At 70.2% G+C, this 14941-nt stretch carries 14 protein-coding genes; 5 read left to right on the forward strand and 9 right to left on the reverse strand.

What is annotated here, in order from left to right:
• Positions 1-115: 115 nt before the first annotated feature.
• On the reverse strand, positions 116-673 hold the full coding sequence (locus R2N01_RS00535; RefSeq protein WP_316667362.1) for an NAD(P)H-dependent oxidoreductase: 558 nt from the start codon (positions 671-673) through the stop codon (positions 116-118).
• A 52-nt stretch (positions 674-725) separates the two neighbouring features.
• Positions 726-1385 (reverse strand): LysR family transcriptional regulator, encoded by a 660-nt coding sequence (locus tag R2N01_RS11365; protein ID WP_399553201.1) that lies wholly within the window; start codon positions 1383-1385, stop codon positions 726-728.
• A gap of 913 nt (positions 1386-2298) precedes the next feature.
• Here R2N01_RS11365 and R2N01_RS00540 point away from each other — a divergent pair.
• Positions 2299-3759, forward strand: a complete 1461-nt coding sequence (locus R2N01_RS00540) for a hypothetical protein (protein ID WP_316667364.1) — start codon at positions 2299-2301, stop codon at positions 3757-3759.
• Positions 3760-3977: 218 nt separating this feature from the next.
• Here the strand turns inward: R2N01_RS00540 and rsfS are convergent, their stop codons facing one another.
• From rsfS to rplU, 7 genes are all read right to left on the reverse strand, one after another.
• The gene (gene rsfS / locus R2N01_RS00545) at positions 3978-4373 is read right to left on the reverse strand and encodes a ribosome silencing factor (protein ID WP_316667366.1); all 396 of its coding nucleotides are present in this window, start codon (positions 4371-4373) and stop codon (positions 3978-3980) included.
• The gene (gene nadD / locus R2N01_RS00550; RefSeq protein ID WP_399553202.1) at positions 4360-5121 is read right to left on the reverse strand and encodes a nicotinate-nucleotide adenylyltransferase; all 762 of its coding nucleotides are present in this window, start codon (positions 5119-5121) and stop codon (positions 4360-4362) included. Before nadD ends, rsfS begins: the two co-directional genes overlap by 14 nt.
• Before the next feature lie 59 nt (positions 5122-5180).
• Positions 5181-6422, reverse strand: a complete 1242-nt coding sequence (locus R2N01_RS00555; protein ID WP_316667368.1) for a glutamate-5-semialdehyde dehydrogenase — start codon at positions 6420-6422, stop codon at positions 5181-5183.
• Positions 6423-6465: 43 nt separating this feature from the next.
• Positions 6466-7632: a glutamate 5-kinase gene (gene proB / locus R2N01_RS00560; protein WP_316667370.1), complete on the reverse strand. Its 1167-nt coding sequence runs from the start codon at positions 7630-7632 to the stop codon at positions 6466-6468.
• Positions 7629-9227 carry a GTPase ObgE gene (obgE, locus tag R2N01_RS00565; protein WP_316667372.1) on the reverse strand — a complete coding sequence of 533 codons (1599 nt, stop codon included), beginning with the start codon at positions 9225-9227 and terminating at the stop codon, positions 7629-7631. The genes proB and obgE overlap by 4 nt, the downstream gene beginning before the upstream one ends.
• 183 nt (positions 9228-9410) lie before the next feature.
• Positions 9411-9674: a 50S ribosomal protein L27 gene (gene rpmA / locus R2N01_RS00570; RefSeq protein WP_316667375.1), complete on the reverse strand. Its 264-nt coding sequence runs from the start codon at positions 9672-9674 to the stop codon at positions 9411-9413.
• Positions 9675-9684: 10 nt separating this feature from the next.
• Positions 9685-9993 carry a 50S ribosomal protein L21 gene (gene rplU, locus R2N01_RS00575; RefSeq protein ID WP_316667376.1) on the reverse strand — a complete coding sequence of 103 codons (309 nt, stop codon included), beginning with the start codon at positions 9991-9993 and terminating at the stop codon, positions 9685-9687.
• Between the two features lie 555 nt (positions 9994-10548).
• Between rplU and R2N01_RS00580 the strand changes: the two genes are divergently transcribed.
• The 4 genes from R2N01_RS00580 to R2N01_RS00595 all read left to right on the forward strand — a co-directional run bounded on the left by R2N01_RS00580 (position 10549) and on the right by R2N01_RS00595 (position 14897).
• Positions 10549-11928 (forward strand): MFS transporter, encoded by a 1380-nt coding sequence (locus R2N01_RS00580; protein WP_316667378.1) that lies wholly within the window; start codon positions 10549-10551, stop codon positions 11926-11928.
• A 79-nt stretch (positions 11929-12007) separates the two neighbouring features.
• Positions 12008-12712 carry a phosphoadenylyl-sulfate reductase gene (locus tag R2N01_RS00585; RefSeq protein WP_316667380.1) on the forward strand — a complete coding sequence of 235 codons (705 nt, stop codon included), beginning with the start codon at positions 12008-12010 and terminating at the stop codon, positions 12710-12712.
• A complete protein-coding gene (cysD, locus tag R2N01_RS00590) occupies positions 12709-13647 on the forward strand; it encodes a sulfate adenylyltransferase subunit CysD (RefSeq protein ID WP_316667382.1) in 939 nt (312 codons plus the stop codon). Before R2N01_RS00585 ends, cysD begins: the two co-directional genes overlap by 4 nt.
• Positions 13647-14897 carry a GTP-binding protein gene (locus tag R2N01_RS00595; protein WP_316667384.1) on the forward strand — a complete coding sequence of 417 codons (1251 nt, stop codon included), beginning with the start codon at positions 13647-13649 and terminating at the stop codon, positions 14895-14897. Before cysD ends, R2N01_RS00595 begins: the two co-directional genes overlap by 1 nt.
• Positions 14898-14941 lie beyond the last annotated feature (44 nt).

Here is a 14941-nt window from a genome sequence, read left to right on the forward strand (position 1 = left end):
GTCCTCCGGTGACGTCCTCTCGAACGGTGCGATGAAAACGTGCCGGATCTTGCTCTGAGCCCTCCTTCCGGACGGGTGCCCCTGGCCAGGGTCGGGAGCTCGTACCGTGGTGCGATCACAGGGACTCGAGGAGCTCGACCAGGCGCCGGGCGTGCTCGACGGAACGGGTCCTCATGCCGACGAGCGCACCGGCGTCGGTGCGACTCTGGTAGGACACGCCGCCGGTGTGAACCGTGCCGGCCCATTCCATCCCGCACAGGGCAGCAGTCGCCCGCAGACTCGCCAGGAACTCCTCGATCTCGTAGCCTATGGCACCGTCGTGGCGGTACAGCTCGGCCGGGGCCCCCGTAGTGAAGGAGACGACGAGCTTCTTGCCCCTCAGCTTGTCGCCCGTGCTGCCGTGCGAGAAGCCGTGCTGGAAGGTCTGCTCGATCCAACGGTGCAGCAGTGAGGGGGCGCTGTACCAGAAGACGGGGTACTGCAGCACGATGATGTCAGCGGCCACCAGCTTGCGCTGCTCGGCCTCGACATTGATCCTGTAGTCGGGGTACAGGCGGTCCAGGTAGTCGATCTCGGCCGCGGGCAGGCGTTTCCCCAGTTCCTCCAGAATGGTCGCATTGGCCACTGAGTCGTTCAGATCGGTGTGGCCCGAGACGACCAGGACGTTCTTCATGATGGTGTCCTCTCCTTCTTGATGGTGGTCGATCACTCGCGAGCCCCTTGGCTCAGGACTCCGTCAAGGCGCTCGGGGCGGCGTCGAACTCGTCCATGGCCACCTGTTCCGGTGGAGGGACCGGGACAGCCGGCATTGTTGACCAGCGCATCCAGTCTGCCGCGCTCCTCCGCGATCCCCTCCAGAAGATTCGGTCACGTTCTCGGTGACGATGATATCCGCGCCGCGGTACGAGATGATCCCGCTCGACGCCGCAGTCTGCTCCGGGGCGGCATCGGCACGCCCGGCGGCGATGCCTTCCACCCCGGCACCGGCCAGACGTTCGGTGATGGCCCGGCCGATGCCGCTTCCCGCACCGATCCCAGTGCGACACCGTCCTTCCGCTCCAGGCCCACGGTGTGCCCCCATCCCCTCTCCGAGTCGGCGTACCCGAGCATCCGGTTCCTCTGCAGACGCGGCCGACCGGGCGCCGGCCCGCCCCTGACCCCTCTCGGCCAGCGAGATGAGCCCCTCGGCGCGGCGGAAGAGCGCCCCTCATCGGTGAGGATGATGTCGTGACCGATCCTGCGGAACAGCCCGACGCCCGCCTCCTGCTCGAGCCGGCGATCCGCCGCGAGGGCATGGGCTGGGTGACGAAGAGCGTCCGGGCGGCCCGGGGCATGTTCCGCTCCCGCGCGACCATCAGGAAACAACGCAGTACGCGGAAGTCCATGTCGTCCTTCCTCTCACGACCACAGACCGCTCACGAACGCATGCGGCGTCGCACGTGTGCCGATCAGCGAAACGCCGGCACAGGCCGATCGGTGGGCCCCGCGAGGGCACAGCCACCCTTCTGCCGAGGGCGGACATGGTCCGGCCCCGCGTACGCGCCGTTCGGACTCGCGGCGAAACCCCGCCGCCGACCGGAAAAGACAGATGATCAATAGCTGGTTCCAAGGATATTCCAATGAACAGCTGTTCAGCGGAACGGGATCGGCGACGAGTCCAGAACCCAGATTTAATTCACCCCTCGACTCACCCATTGATATAGGCTCGCAGTCCGGCGCTCACCGTCCATACCGCGGCGTACCGGAACAATCAACGAGACGGTACGGGTGAATCGCTGTGCCATGCACCGGGGGCGGGTGAATCCGCATACCGGCGGGGGGCGCCGCCAAGGCCTCCCCGCCGCACTGCCCGTCGCAGGCTCTGGGCCCCGACGAGGTCGCCGTCAGGAGCACGCGCACCCGATCACCCGTGCGTCGGCCCCGAGATGCCCGTGGCCGTGCTCGTCAGTGACGGGTCGGTCATCGGCAAGGAGGCGCTCATCACCCGGGGGGTCATGAACCCGCCGGGACGACCGCCGTGCGGGGGATCTCCGGCGAGGCCCCGGCGCCCGCCAAGGCCTTCCTGTGCGCGTAAGGAAGAACCGGCCGGCCCGGCCCGCCCAGAAAACCTGACGAAACCATCGGGGAGTTTCCAGAATCAGCGGAGCAGAATTCAGCTCGCTGGTGGACCGCGCCGCGAGAAATATTTGTGCTGATCTAATATGATGTGGCCCGTGTTCGGTGGGGGTCCGTCGATGAGAAGTAGGGTCTGTGAGTAAAAACCCGTACAGGCGCCGCAGCACCGCCAGGTACGCGGGCGTGTCAACGTCGCTACTGGCGCTGTGCGGGGCATGGTGCCTCGTGCTCACCGCGATCGACGATCCGCTGGTGCCCCGGGGCGAGATCCCCGCCCTCGAGGTCACGAATGCTGCCGACAGCGGCTCAGAGAACCCGGGCAGCCGGTCCACCGATGCCAACGACAACAGCACCGTGTCGCTGCCTAGCCTGTCGCTGCCTAGCCTGTCGCTGCCGAATCCGTCGTCCACGATCACGATCGTGTCCGAGGGCGGCGGCAGGGGGCGGCAGCGGACCGTTCGCATCATCGAGATCGCGCGCACCGATCCGAGGGGGCCGCAGGACTCCCTGGCGGACGCCCGGATCGTCGAGCGGCTCGTCTCCGCCGAAGCCCGGTTGTACGCCGCGCGCCTGGCCATGGTCGCCGCGCAGCGAGACTACGACATCGCCGCCACCGAACTGGAGTGGGCCAGGCAGCAGGCCGAGGCCGCCGGCCAGCTGCTGAGCCTCGTCTCGATGAGCACCCGCCTGCAACAGTTCGTCAACGAGGCCCGGACCGCCGCCGACCGGCTCAACGAGCAGGCCGATGCTCTCGAAAGGATTCTCGCGCAGACCGACAGCGGCGGCCGGAGCACGACCGGCGGCTCGTACCGAGTGTCGTCGAGCACCCCGGGCTACGTCATCCACATCGTGATGAGCTCCGATGACGCGGGCACCGTCACGGCCTGCAGCGTCTACGGAGCCGCCGAGGACAGCCTCAGCTGCACCCCGCAGACCGAGGTGAACGAGTACATCTCCTGGCTGAGGTCCTCCGCCGAGGAGGAGGAGAGGAGTGCCCGTGAGGCGCAGGCGCAGCTCGACGCCCTGTACGACGCCGAGGGCGGCCAGCTGGTCACGATCCTGCGCACTCTGCTGTCCGGTCTGCTGGCGAGCGGCGACCCGTCGGACGCAGAGTTCGCCAGAAGCATCACCGAGGACGGCTGGGTGAGCCTGGAGGAGGCCAACGCGCTGGCCGGCATCATCGACCGGCGCGTCCGTATCGCCTACAGCAACCACGCCATGGCCGAGATGCGCCTCGAGCAGGCCGTTCGGAACTCCCTGTCCGCTCAGGAACTGGTCGGGGACCTCTCGAGCATGTCCAGGGGGCATCGCACGAACACCTCCGACGCCCCTTCCGGATCGAGAACGGACGATCCCGCATCGGCCGGTACCAGCGGGGGCTCCGGGACCGTCCCGGACACCACGGACGACGAGGCCGCTGACGGCGACCCGAGTACCGCGCAGACCATCGAGGGCACGATCCCACCCGTCGACGAGGCGGCCGCCTCTGCAGAATCCACGATCCCGGACGGGACCGCGACCCCATCGATGGCCGGCACCGGGGAACCGGAGGATTCCGCGGGGTCCTCCGAGGCCGGCTCCGTGGTCCTCGCGTCGCCCTCTCAGACGCAACCCGCTCCTGCGGACACGTCCTCCCCCGCGTAGCATCGCGGGAGATCACCGGGACCGGGGTCGCCCATGACCGGAGGCGGATCGAGGACCGCATCGGGTCCCGGCCCCGCGGTGCGCCGGGCCGCCGCTGCTGCCCGAGCCTCCCCGGCCTGACCTCGCTGAGAGGCACATCGCACTGCCCTGGAAGCGCTTGAGGACGGCCCAGCCGGCCTGCCCGTGCCGTCACAGCGCGAGGCGGGCGCCGGGACCGGTCACTTGTCGTCCCCGGACGCCGGGACGGCATCATCGGGAACGGCCTCGAGTCCGATGGCCGGGCAGTCGCGCCACAGGCGCTCCAGCCCGTAGGCGGCACGATCATCTGCATGCATGGCGTGCACGACGAGGTCACCGTAGTCGAGCAGTACCCAGCGGTTCGTCCCGTAGCCCTCGCGGCGCAGCGGGCGCTCGCGCAGTTCGAGGAGACGGTCCTCGACGGCATCGACGATGGCGCCGACCTGACGCTCGGTGCGCCCGGACAGGATCAGGAAGACATCGGCGATGGCCAGCTGCTCGCTGACGTCGAAGGCCTCGACGTTCTCGGCGAGCTTGTCCTGCGCGGCCGCCGCCGCAGCCCGGGTGATCCGGAGTGCGCGTTCAGTGGCGCTCATCTGTCTCCTTCCCCGGGGCCGCCCCGGTAGGTCGCGCGGGCCGCGGCGCGTCGTCGAGGACGAGCACCTCGGACTCGTTGGCGCCGGTGTACAGCCCGCGCTTGGCGACGTACTGGACGACGCCGTCGGGCACCAGATACCACAGCGGCAGTCCCGAGGCGACGCGATTGCGGCACTCGGTGGACGAGATGGCCAGGGCCGGCACTTCGAGCAGAGTGACCTTGTCGGAGGGCAGATGGCTGACGTCATTCCTGGCCAGGTCGACACCGGGCCGGGATACGCCGACGAAGTGCGCCAGGCCGAAGAGTTCATCGCTGCCCCGCCAGGTGAGGATCGAGCGCAGGGCGTCCGCGCCGGTGATGAAGAAGATCCCCAGGTTGCCCCCGCGTTCGGCACGGATGTCCTTGATGGTGTCGACCGTGTAGGTGTTGCCGGGACGGTCGATATCCACGCGGCTGACCGTGAACTGCGGATTGGAGGCGGTGGCCACCACCGTCATGAGATAGCGGTCCTCGCTCTTGGAGACGCGCCGGCCCGCCTTCTGCCACGGCACGCCGGTGGGGACGAAGACGACCTCGTCCAGCCCGAAGCGAGCCGCGACCTCGCTGGCGGCCACGAGGTGGCCATGGTGAATGGGGTCGAACGTGCCGCCCATGATGCCCAGGCGGTAGGGGCGGACCATGCTCGTGCGCGGCAGCCCCAGACTGCTCTCCTGCTCGTCACCGGCAGCCGCCGGCTCAGCTGTCATCGTCGGCCCTCCGAACGCTTCCGCGACATGGGGCCCAGCCTAACTCGCATCGTCCTGCACTAGGCGCGCGTCTGCCCGGTGCCGGTCAGGAGGTACTTGGTGGTGGTCATCTCGCTCAGGCCCATCGGGCCGCGGGCATGCAGCTTCTGGGTGGAGATGCCGATCTCGGCACCGAAACCGAACTGGCCGCCGTCGGTGAAGCGACTCGAGGCGTTGACCAGCACGACCGCGGCATCCACCTCGGTGGCGAAGCGTCGCCAGCTGGCGGCGTCCGAGGTGATGATCGTCTCGGAGTGACCGGTGCCGTATCGACGGATGTGGGCCAGGGCCGCGCCGATGTCGTCGACGACGGCGCAGGCCAGGTCCAGGCTGAGGTACTCCGCCTCGTACTCGTGCTCGCCGGCCGGCACGATCCGGGGGTCGATAGAACGGCTCGTCCCGTCCCCGTGGACGGTGACGCCCGCCGCGGCGAGGGCGTCCAGCGCCCTGGGCAGGAACTCGCCGGCGATCTGGCGGTGCACGAGCAGCGTCTCGAGCGCATTGCAGACGCTGGGCCGCTGAGTCTTGGCGTTGAGCATGATCGAGATGGCCATGTCCTGGTCGGCCGAGGCGTCGACGAACAGATGGCAGTTGCCGGTGCCCGTCTCGATGACCGGCACGGTGGCATCCTCGACGACGGTGCGGATCAGGCCCGCTCCCCCGCGCGGGACGAGCAGGTCGACGAGTCCGCGGGCTCGTATCATCTCGCCGGTGACCTCGTGGCCGCCCTCGACGAGGTTGACGCAGTCGGCCGGCAGCCCGGCGGCCGCAAGGCCCTCGCGCAGGGCCCGCACGACGACCCGGTTCGTGCCCAGGCAGCTCGCCGAGCCGCGCAGCAGGCTGGCATTGCCGGACTTCAGGCAGATGCCGGCGGCGTCGGCGGTGACGTTGGGGCGCGCCTCGTAGATCATGCCGACGACCCCGAAGGGCACGCGCACCTGGTCGACGTGCACGCCGTTCGGCAGATTCCAGCCGCGGACCGTCTCGCCGATCGGGTCGGGAAGCGGCGCCAGGTCGCGCAGCCCTCCTGCCATGCCGGCCAGGCGCGCAGGGGTCAGGGTGAGGCGATCGAGAAGGGCCTCACCGGTGCCCCTCGCGCGGGCGGTCTCGACGTCGGCCGCGTTGGCGTTCAGGACGCCGGTCGCCTCTGACTCGAGCGCATCGGCCATGGCCGCCAGCGCCGCGTCCTTGCGCTCACGATTCGCTGCGGCCAGTACGCGGGAGGCGGTCCTCGCGCGCCCGGCCAGTTCACTGATCTGCACGCCTCAACAGTAGCGGGCCGGCGACCCGGCTCGCCGCCCGCGCTCAGTCACCGCGGTGCATGAGGACGAGCATGTCGCGGTGCACGACCTCGCGCTCGTAGCCGACGCCCAGTTCTGAGGCCAACTCGGCCGAGTTGCGCCCGAGCATCCCGGGCAGTTCCTCGCTGGAGAAGTTGACCAGGCCGCGTGCGACGACCGCACCGTCGGGCCCGACGAGCTCCACCGGGTCACCGGCCAGGAAGCGGCCGCTCACCCCGGTGATGCCGGCCGCGAGCAGGGACGCCTTGCGCATCGTCAGCGCGCGGACGGCACCGGCGTCGAGCATGAGGCGGCCGCGGCTCTGCGAGGCGTAGGCCAGCCACATGAGACGACGCGGACGCATGTGGTCGACCGGCGCGAAGACGGTGCCGGTCACGCCGGCGAGCGCCTGTTCGGCCCGGGAGGCGCCGGTGAGGAGCACCGGGATGCCGGAGCCCGTGGCGATCTGGGCGGCCTGCACCTTGGTGGTCATGCCTCCGGTGCCGACGCCGGCGGTACCGGCGCGGCGGGTGTCGACCGTCAGCTCGTCGATGTCGCCGACGAAGTCGATGCGCTCGGAGTCCGGCTCGTCGGGGTGGCCCGTGTAGAGACCGCTGACGTCCGAGAGCAGGATCAGAGCGTTGGCCCGCACGACCTGGGCGACGAGCGCCGCCAGGCGGTCGTTGTCGCCGAGGCTGATCTCATGGGTGGCGACGGTGTCGTTCTCGTTGACGATCGGTACTGCTCCCATGCGCAACAACGTGCCCAGCGTGCGCGAGGCGTTGCGGTAGCTGGACTGGCGGGTCATGTCATCGGCGGTGAGCAGCAGCTGGCCGGCGAGCAGCCCGCGCGCCGCGAAGAGCTCGGCGTAGCGCTCCATGAGCAGACCCTGGCCGACGGCCGCAGCCGCCTGCTGGTGGGCCAGGTCGCGCGGGCGCCCGGCCAGCCCGAGTGGGCTCATGCCCGCTGCGATGGCGCCGGAGCTGACCAGGACGACGTCACGGCCGGCGTCGTGGGCGTCGGCCAGCGCCTTGACCAGCCCGGCCAGGCGCATCGTGTCCATGCCGTTCGCGGCACTGGAGATCGACGAGGAACCGACCTTGACCACGACCCGGTGCGCGCCGGCGATGATCCCGCGCAGCGCCGCCTCCTCCCCGGCAGCGCAGGCGTCCCGGGTGTCCTGCTCAGTCATTCATCGTCCATCCCGGTCCGGGCCTGGATGCCGCAGTGCGGATCGCCCCCGGCCCGCTCGGGCTCGGCGCCGTCGTCGTGGGCGGAGACGGCTCGGATCTCGCCGAGCCGGGCGCTGCGCACCTGACGCCAGTCGGCCCCGCGATCGTCACCCATGAGGGCCTCGCGCTCGGCCCGGTAGGCGGCGTCGCGCTCGCGGCGGCGGCGGACGGCGCCGCGGGTCCGGGTCAGACGCTGGTCCTCCCCGCGGCGCGAGAGGATCTCGGCGCCCGCTTCGATCTGCGGGGCGAAGTCGAAGACGACGGGGCGCTCCCCCGAGCCGATCGCGACGGCGTCGTGCGGCTGGGCGCCCGCCTCGAGGAGCCCGTCCTCGACGCCGAGACGGTTGAGGCGGTCGGCGAGATAGCCGACGGCCTCGTCGTTCCCGAAGTCGGTCTGGCGCACCCAGCGCTCCGGCTTGGAGCCGCGCACGCGCCAGACGAAGCCGCCTTCGCCGTCGCCCTGGCGCTTGATGGTGAAATCGGCCGCCTCGTCGACGGCCTTCGGGCGGACGACGACGCGCGGCGCCGGGGTCGGAGGACGCTCGGCCCGGCGCTTCTGGACGAGCTCGCTCATCGTGAAGACGAGCTCCTGCAACCCCTGCCCGGTCATGACGGAGGTCTCGATGACGCGCAGTCCGCGGGCCTCCAGCTCAGGTCCGGCCATGTCGGCGATGACCCTGCCATCGGGCACGTCGATCTTGTTGATGGCGACAATGCGCGGCCGGCCCTCCAGACCTCCATGGGCCCCGAGTTCGGCCTCGATGGCGTCCAGGTCGCTCAGCGGATCCCGACCTGATTCGTAGGTGGCCGCGTCGATGACGTGGACGATCGCCTGGCAGCGTTCGATGTGGCGCAGGAACCCGTGCCCCAAGCCCCTGCCCCGGCTGGCGCCCGGGATGAGGCCGGGCACATCGGCCACCGTGTAGGTGTGCCCGCCGGCCCTCACGACGCCGAGATTCGGCACGAGCGTCGTGAAGGGGTAGTCGGCGACGCGCGGTTTCGCGGAGCTGATCGCGCCGATGAGGCTGGACTTCCCGGCGGATGGGAAGCCCACCAGGCCGACGTCGGCGATGACCTTGAGCTCGAGCTGGATGGTGCGCCGCCCGCCCTCCTCGCCCAACAGGGCGAAACCGGGGGCCTTGCGCGTCCTGGAGGCCAGCGCCTCGTTGCCCAGACCGCCCCGCCCCCCCTCGGCGACCACGCACTCGGACAGCTCGCCGGTCAGGTCGGCCAGGACCTCATCGGTGTCGGCGTCGGAGACGACGGTGCCGGCGGGAACCGGGAGGATGACGTCCTCGCCGTTGGAACCGGCGCGATGCCCCCCCATCCCGTGCTGGCCGTTGGCGGCCCTGAGCTGGGACTGGCGGTGGTAATCGACCAGGGAATCGACCTGCGGGTCGACGCGGACGATGACCGAGCCGCCGCGCCCGCCGTTGCCGCCGTCCGGCCCGCCGAGCGGTTTGAACTTCGCGCGGTGCACCGAGGCGCAGCCGTTGCCGCCATCGCCGCCGCGGACGAGCAGCCTGACTCGGTCGACGAACGAGGGGATTGCCATGGCGACGCTCCTGTAGTGGCTGGGTGAGAGCCAGTCTATTTCGATCCGATCCATTCGGATCCGGTGCGCCCGTGCGGGCCCGGCCCGCCACTGGATGCCGCCCTGCCGGAACGGGTCGCGGGACAGCGTGCGGGCCGGCCCCTCCAGGGGCCGGCCCGCAGATGGCAGGTGGTCTTGCAGGGCTCAGGCGGTGGCCTCCGCCGGTTCGACGTTGACGACACGACGGCCGCGGCGGGTACCGAACCGGACGGCGCCGGGGACCAAGGCGAACAGCGTGTCGTCGCCGCCGCGGCCGACGCCCTCACCGGGATGGAAATGGGTGCCGCGCTGGCGCACGATGATCTCCCCGGCGTTGACGAGTTGTCCGCCGAAGCGCTTCACGCCGAGGCGCTGAGCATTGGAGTCACGGCCGTTGCGGGAGCTGGAACCAGCCTTCTTGTGTGCCATGTCTGTCTCCTCAAGCGTTGATTCCGGTGACCTTGACCCGGGTGTAGCGCTGACGATGACCCTGATGGCGCCTGTAACCGGTCTTGTTCTTGTAATGGAGGACGTGGAGCTTGGGGCCCCTGGAGTCGCCGAGGACCTCGGCGGTGACGCTCACCTTGCCGAGAGACTTCGCGTCGCAGGTGACGGTCCCGCCGTCCACCACGAGCAGGGGTTGGAGCTCGACGCTCTCGCCCACCCCTCCGGCGACCTTGTCGATCTCGACGACGTCGCCCACCGCCACCTTGTGCTGGTGGCCGCCACTGCGCACGATCGCGTACACCCTGACCCACTCCACTTCCTGTATCGCGCCGTCCCCCGCGGGCGGCGCAGCCCTTCTCCATCGGGGTCCCGATGACCCCGTCCCGGCCGACGATCGGGAATAGCCGGGCCAGGGCGCCGAGGAACCAGGTTACCGCCGACCCCGGGCACGGTCAAACGGTGCGCCGGTCGACATGTCGGGGGATCCCCCGGCGCGATCAAGTTGACTCATCGACACGCCTCCGCCTACCATCGAGAAGTCCGCATCGCGGGCCCCCTGTCCAGGGGATGAATCCTATCCAGAGGATGAATCCAGATGAGCGTTCTCGACGGCGGCGACGTCATCGGTGCCGTGCTCTTCTGCCGCCAGCACATCGATCTGATGCTGGTCATCACCGCGTCCTGTTGATTACGGCCCTCATCGCCCCGACGCGCACCATCACACACGCCTGAGGGACTCGGCCCCTCTTGGCTCCTCCCCCGCACGACCGGGCCTCTGCGCCCGGTCGTGCCCCTCGGTGGTTCTCGTGCCGCATTCCGGCCGGCGAGCAGCTGCCGCGCATTCTTCTGGACAGCCATGACCATCCTCGCCCAGCATCACCGGTCCGCCGGTTCCGCCCCGTCGGAGCAGGCCGCGCCCCGGTTGATCAACAACTACTTCGACGGCCTGCCCGTGCGGACCGCCCACCGGCGCGTATTCATCCTGGTGATGATCGCCTATTTCTTCGACCAGCTCGACAACTGGAATTTCGGATACATCGCACCCGCCCTGCGCGGCTCCTGGGGGCTGGATCTGGGACAGATCGCCCGAATCAACAGCGCCTACTTCGTCGGCATGACCGTAGGCGGTCTGCTGGGCGGATTCTGCTCGGACCGCTTCGGGCGCCGCAAGGTCTTCATGTACGGCATGGCGCTGTTCAGCGCCTGCTCGCTCATCAACGGCCTCGCCACGAGCCCGGCCCTGTTCGCCGTGGCCCGGGCGGTCACCGGAGTGGGCCTGTTCGCGATGATGGTCTGCTCCCACACCTACCTGGCAGAACTCTCCCCCGGGGAGTCCCGCGGGCGTTGGCAGGGCAGGGTGGCGGCGGCCGGCTACTGCGCCGTCCCGGTCATCGGCATCGCCGCGAACCTCATCATTCCCCTCGGCTCGCACGCCTGGCGGGCCCTGCTCTTCATCGGCGGGCTCGGGATCATCCCCCTGGCCCTGGCCTGGAGATCGCTCCCGGAGTCGCCGCGCTGGCTGGTCGCCCAGGGACGCCTGCCCGAGGCCGAGCGAACGGTGCGCGCCCTGACCGGCTACGACGTCGACCTCTCCCGGGCTGCTGCGCACGTGCGGAAGCCGCCCGGGGCACTGGCCCGCCCGCGGGCGCTCCTGTCCCGCGCCAACCTGACCCCCACTGTCGTACTGCTCGTCCTGTTCGCCCTGGAGACCCCGGCGAGCTTCATCGTGCGCACGTGGATCACGACGCTGCTGGACGCCCAGGGCATGGGCATGCGGTTGGCGCTGGTCGCCACCTTCTGCATGCAGACCGGAGTGCCCTTCGGCTGCTGGGTCTCGTCGCGCCTGTCCGACTTGGGCGGACGCAAGTGGTCCATCGTCGCGCTGCTGCTCGCCGAGTCCGCGCTCGCGCTCGCCTTCGGCCACCTCCGGGGGCACTGGGCCCTCATCCTGGTCGGTTTCCTGCTCACGGCCAGCGGCATGGCGGTCGGTTTCATCAGCTACACCTACGCCACCGAGAACTACCCGACGGGACTGCGCAACAGCGCCGACGGCGTGCACAACGCGGTCGGGCGCTCCATGGTCGCCGCAGTCCAGCCCCTCGTGCCCGGCCTGTTCGCCTCGGCCGGTTTCGCCGGCGTCTTCTCCACCATCGCCGTCGGCCTGCTCCCCGCGGCGGCCATCGTCGCCGCGGCGGGACGACGCACCGGCGGGCGCCCCCTGGAGGAGATCTCGTGAGCCGGCGGCACGGCAGAGGCCTCGTGGTGCGATGTCGTACTCGCGCCACGGCCCGAAACATCAACGAAGGAATTCCGCAATGACACGAATACGAACCGAGGACGAGCTGCACGCCATCGCCGACCAGGCGGCGCGCGAGCACGCTCGGGACAGCGCCGAGGAACTGCTGGCCTGGGCGGCGCGGACCTTCGGGCGCTCCCTGGCGGTCGCCTGCTCGATGGCAGCCGACACGGTGGTCTCCGATCTGGCCGCCAGGGCCCTGCCGGGGGTCGACGTGCTCTTCCTCGAGACCGGCTACCACTTCCGCGAGACCGAGGACCTGCGGATCGACCTGCCGGTCTTCCAGGAGATCAACCTGATCGAGCTGCGGCCCGATCAGAGCGTGGCCGAGCAGGACGCGCAGTACGGTCCCCGACTGTACGAACGGGACCCCAACACCTGCTGCCGGTTGCGCAAGGTGATCCCGCTCGGCCGGGCGCTGGCCGGGTACGAGGCCTGGGTCACCGGCATCCGCCGCGAGGACAACGACCTGCGCACCCGTGCCGGGCTCGTCGAATGGGACAAGAGCCACAAGATGGTCAAGCTCAATCCCATCGCGGCATGGGGCGCCGATGAGCTCTTCGAGTACGTCGGCGCTCACGGCGTGCCGGTCAATCCCCTGCTCGGGCAGGGTTATCCATCCATCGGGTGCGCGACCTGCACGCGCAAGGTCGCCCCCGGGCAGGACCCCAGGTCCGGCCGCTGGGCCGGCCTGACCAAGACAGAATGCGGGATCCACCTATGACCACCACTGCACCGACTGCGCCGACGAGGACTCCGGGCAGCACCGGGGACGATCACCTGGACGCGCTCGAGAACGAGTCGGTCCACATCGTCCGGGAGGCCACGGCCGAGGCCGAGCGGCCCGTCCTGCTGTTCTCCGGCGGCAAGGACTCGGCCGTCATGCTGCACATCGCGCGCAAGGCCTTCTGGCCCGCCCGGCTGCCGTTGGGCCTGCTGCACGTGGACACCGGGCACAATTTCCCCGAGGTGCTCGCATACCGCGACGGCATCGCGGCCCGCTACGGCCTGCGGTTGGCCGTCGAGAAGGTCCAGGACTGGATCGACGACGGCCGTCTGATGGAGCGCCCCGACGGGACGCGCAATCCGCTGCAGACCCAGCCGCTGCTGCACGCCATCGCGGCCGGCGGCTTCGACGCGGTCTACGGCGGGGGCAGGCGCGACGAGGAGAAAGCACGGGCCAAGGAGCGGATCGTCTCGTTGCGCGATGCCTTCGGCCAGTGGAATCCGCGCAACCAGCGCCCCGAGCTGTGGGGCCTGTACAACACGCGGCATCTGCCCGGCGAGCACGTCCGGGTCTTCCCGCTGTCGGACTGGACCGAGCTGGACGTGTGGAGCTACATCGTGCGCGAGGGCATCGAGCTTCCCAGCCTGTACTTCGCCCACGAGCGCCGGGTCTTCTCGCGCAACGGCATGTGGATGCCGCTCAGCCCCATCACCCCGCCGCGCGACGACGAGCAGGTCGTCACGAGAGTGGTGCGCTACCGCACCGTGGGCGACATGTCCTGCACCGGCGCCGTCGAGTCGACGGCCGCCGACGCCGCGGCGGTGCTCGCCGAGGTGGCGGCCACGAGGGTGACCGAGCGCGGGGCGACCCGCGCCGACGACAGGCTCACCGAGGCGGCCATGGAGGATCGCAAGAAGGAGGGGTACTTCTGATGGGCGAGCTGCTGCGCCTCGCGACCGCGGGCAGCGTCGACGACGGCAAGTCCACTCTCGTGGGCCGGCTGCTCTACGACACGAAGAACATCATGATCAACCAGTACTCGGCCGTGGAGCGGGCCTCCGCCGAGCGGGGCCTGGACCAGACCGATCTCGCGCTGCTCACCGACGGGCTGCGCGCGGAGCGCGAGCAGGGCATCACCATCGACGTCGCCTACCGGTACTTCGCCACGCCGAAGCGCTCGTTCATCCTGGCCGACTGCCCCGGCCACGTGCAGTACACGCGCAATACGGTCACCGGCGCCTCGACCGCCCAGGTCATCGTCGCCCTGGTGGACGTGCGCCATGGCGTCCTGGGGCAGACCCGCCGTCATCTGGCCGTCGCCGCCTTGCTGCGCGTGCCCCATGTCGTGGTGGCCATCAACAAGATCGACCTGGTCGACTTCGACCGGGGCACCATCGAGGGGGTCGCCGGGCAGGTCCGCGAGCTGGGCGCCGGACTGGGCATCACCGATCTGACCGTCATCCCCGTCAGCGCATTGCTCGGGGACAACGTGGCCGAGCGCTCCGGGCGCACCCCCTGGTACCGGGGGCCCGACCTGATGGAGTACCTCGAGGAGGTGCCCGTCGGCCGGCCCCAGGAGGGCGGCCCCGGGCGTCTCCCGGTGCAGTACGTCCTGCGCCCCCAGTCCGGCGCGGGCGGGGAGCTCCGCGACTACCGCAGCTACGCGGGCCGCGTGGAGAGGGGCTCCTTCGACGTCGGTGACGAGGTGCTCGTCCTGCCCGGCGGGCACCGGACGAGCATCGTCGGCATCGACCTGCCGGGGGGCGGGAGCGCCGAACGGGCCGAGGTCCGGCAATCGGTGGCGCTGCGGCTGGCCGATGACATCGACGTCGCGCGCGGGGAGCTCATCGCATCGGGCCAGAAGCCCGAGCCCGTCACGTCCCTCGATGCGACGGTGTGCTGGCTGGGCGACCGGGCGCTGCACGTCGGGGACCGCCTGCTGGTCAAGCACACGACCAGGACCGTCACCGGCATCGTCACCGCCATCGGCGGACGCCTGGACCTGACCACGCTCGGCGAGGAGCCGGCCGACGAGCTGGCCCTCAACGACATCGGACGGGTCGGTCTGAGGCTGGCCGAGCCGATCTGCCCCGACCGCTACGCGGACTCGCGGGCAACGGGCTCGTTCATCCTCATCCACCCCCAGGCCGGCAACACGCTGGCGGCCGGCATGGTCGCCTGAACCGGAGCACATCCCCGGGACCCTCGGTCTCCGGCGCACCCGGA

Source organism: uncultured Propionibacterium sp., from assembly GCF_963539965.1.
Classification (GTDB): Bacteria; Actinomycetota; Actinomycetes; order Propionibacteriales; family Propionibacteriaceae; genus Propionibacterium.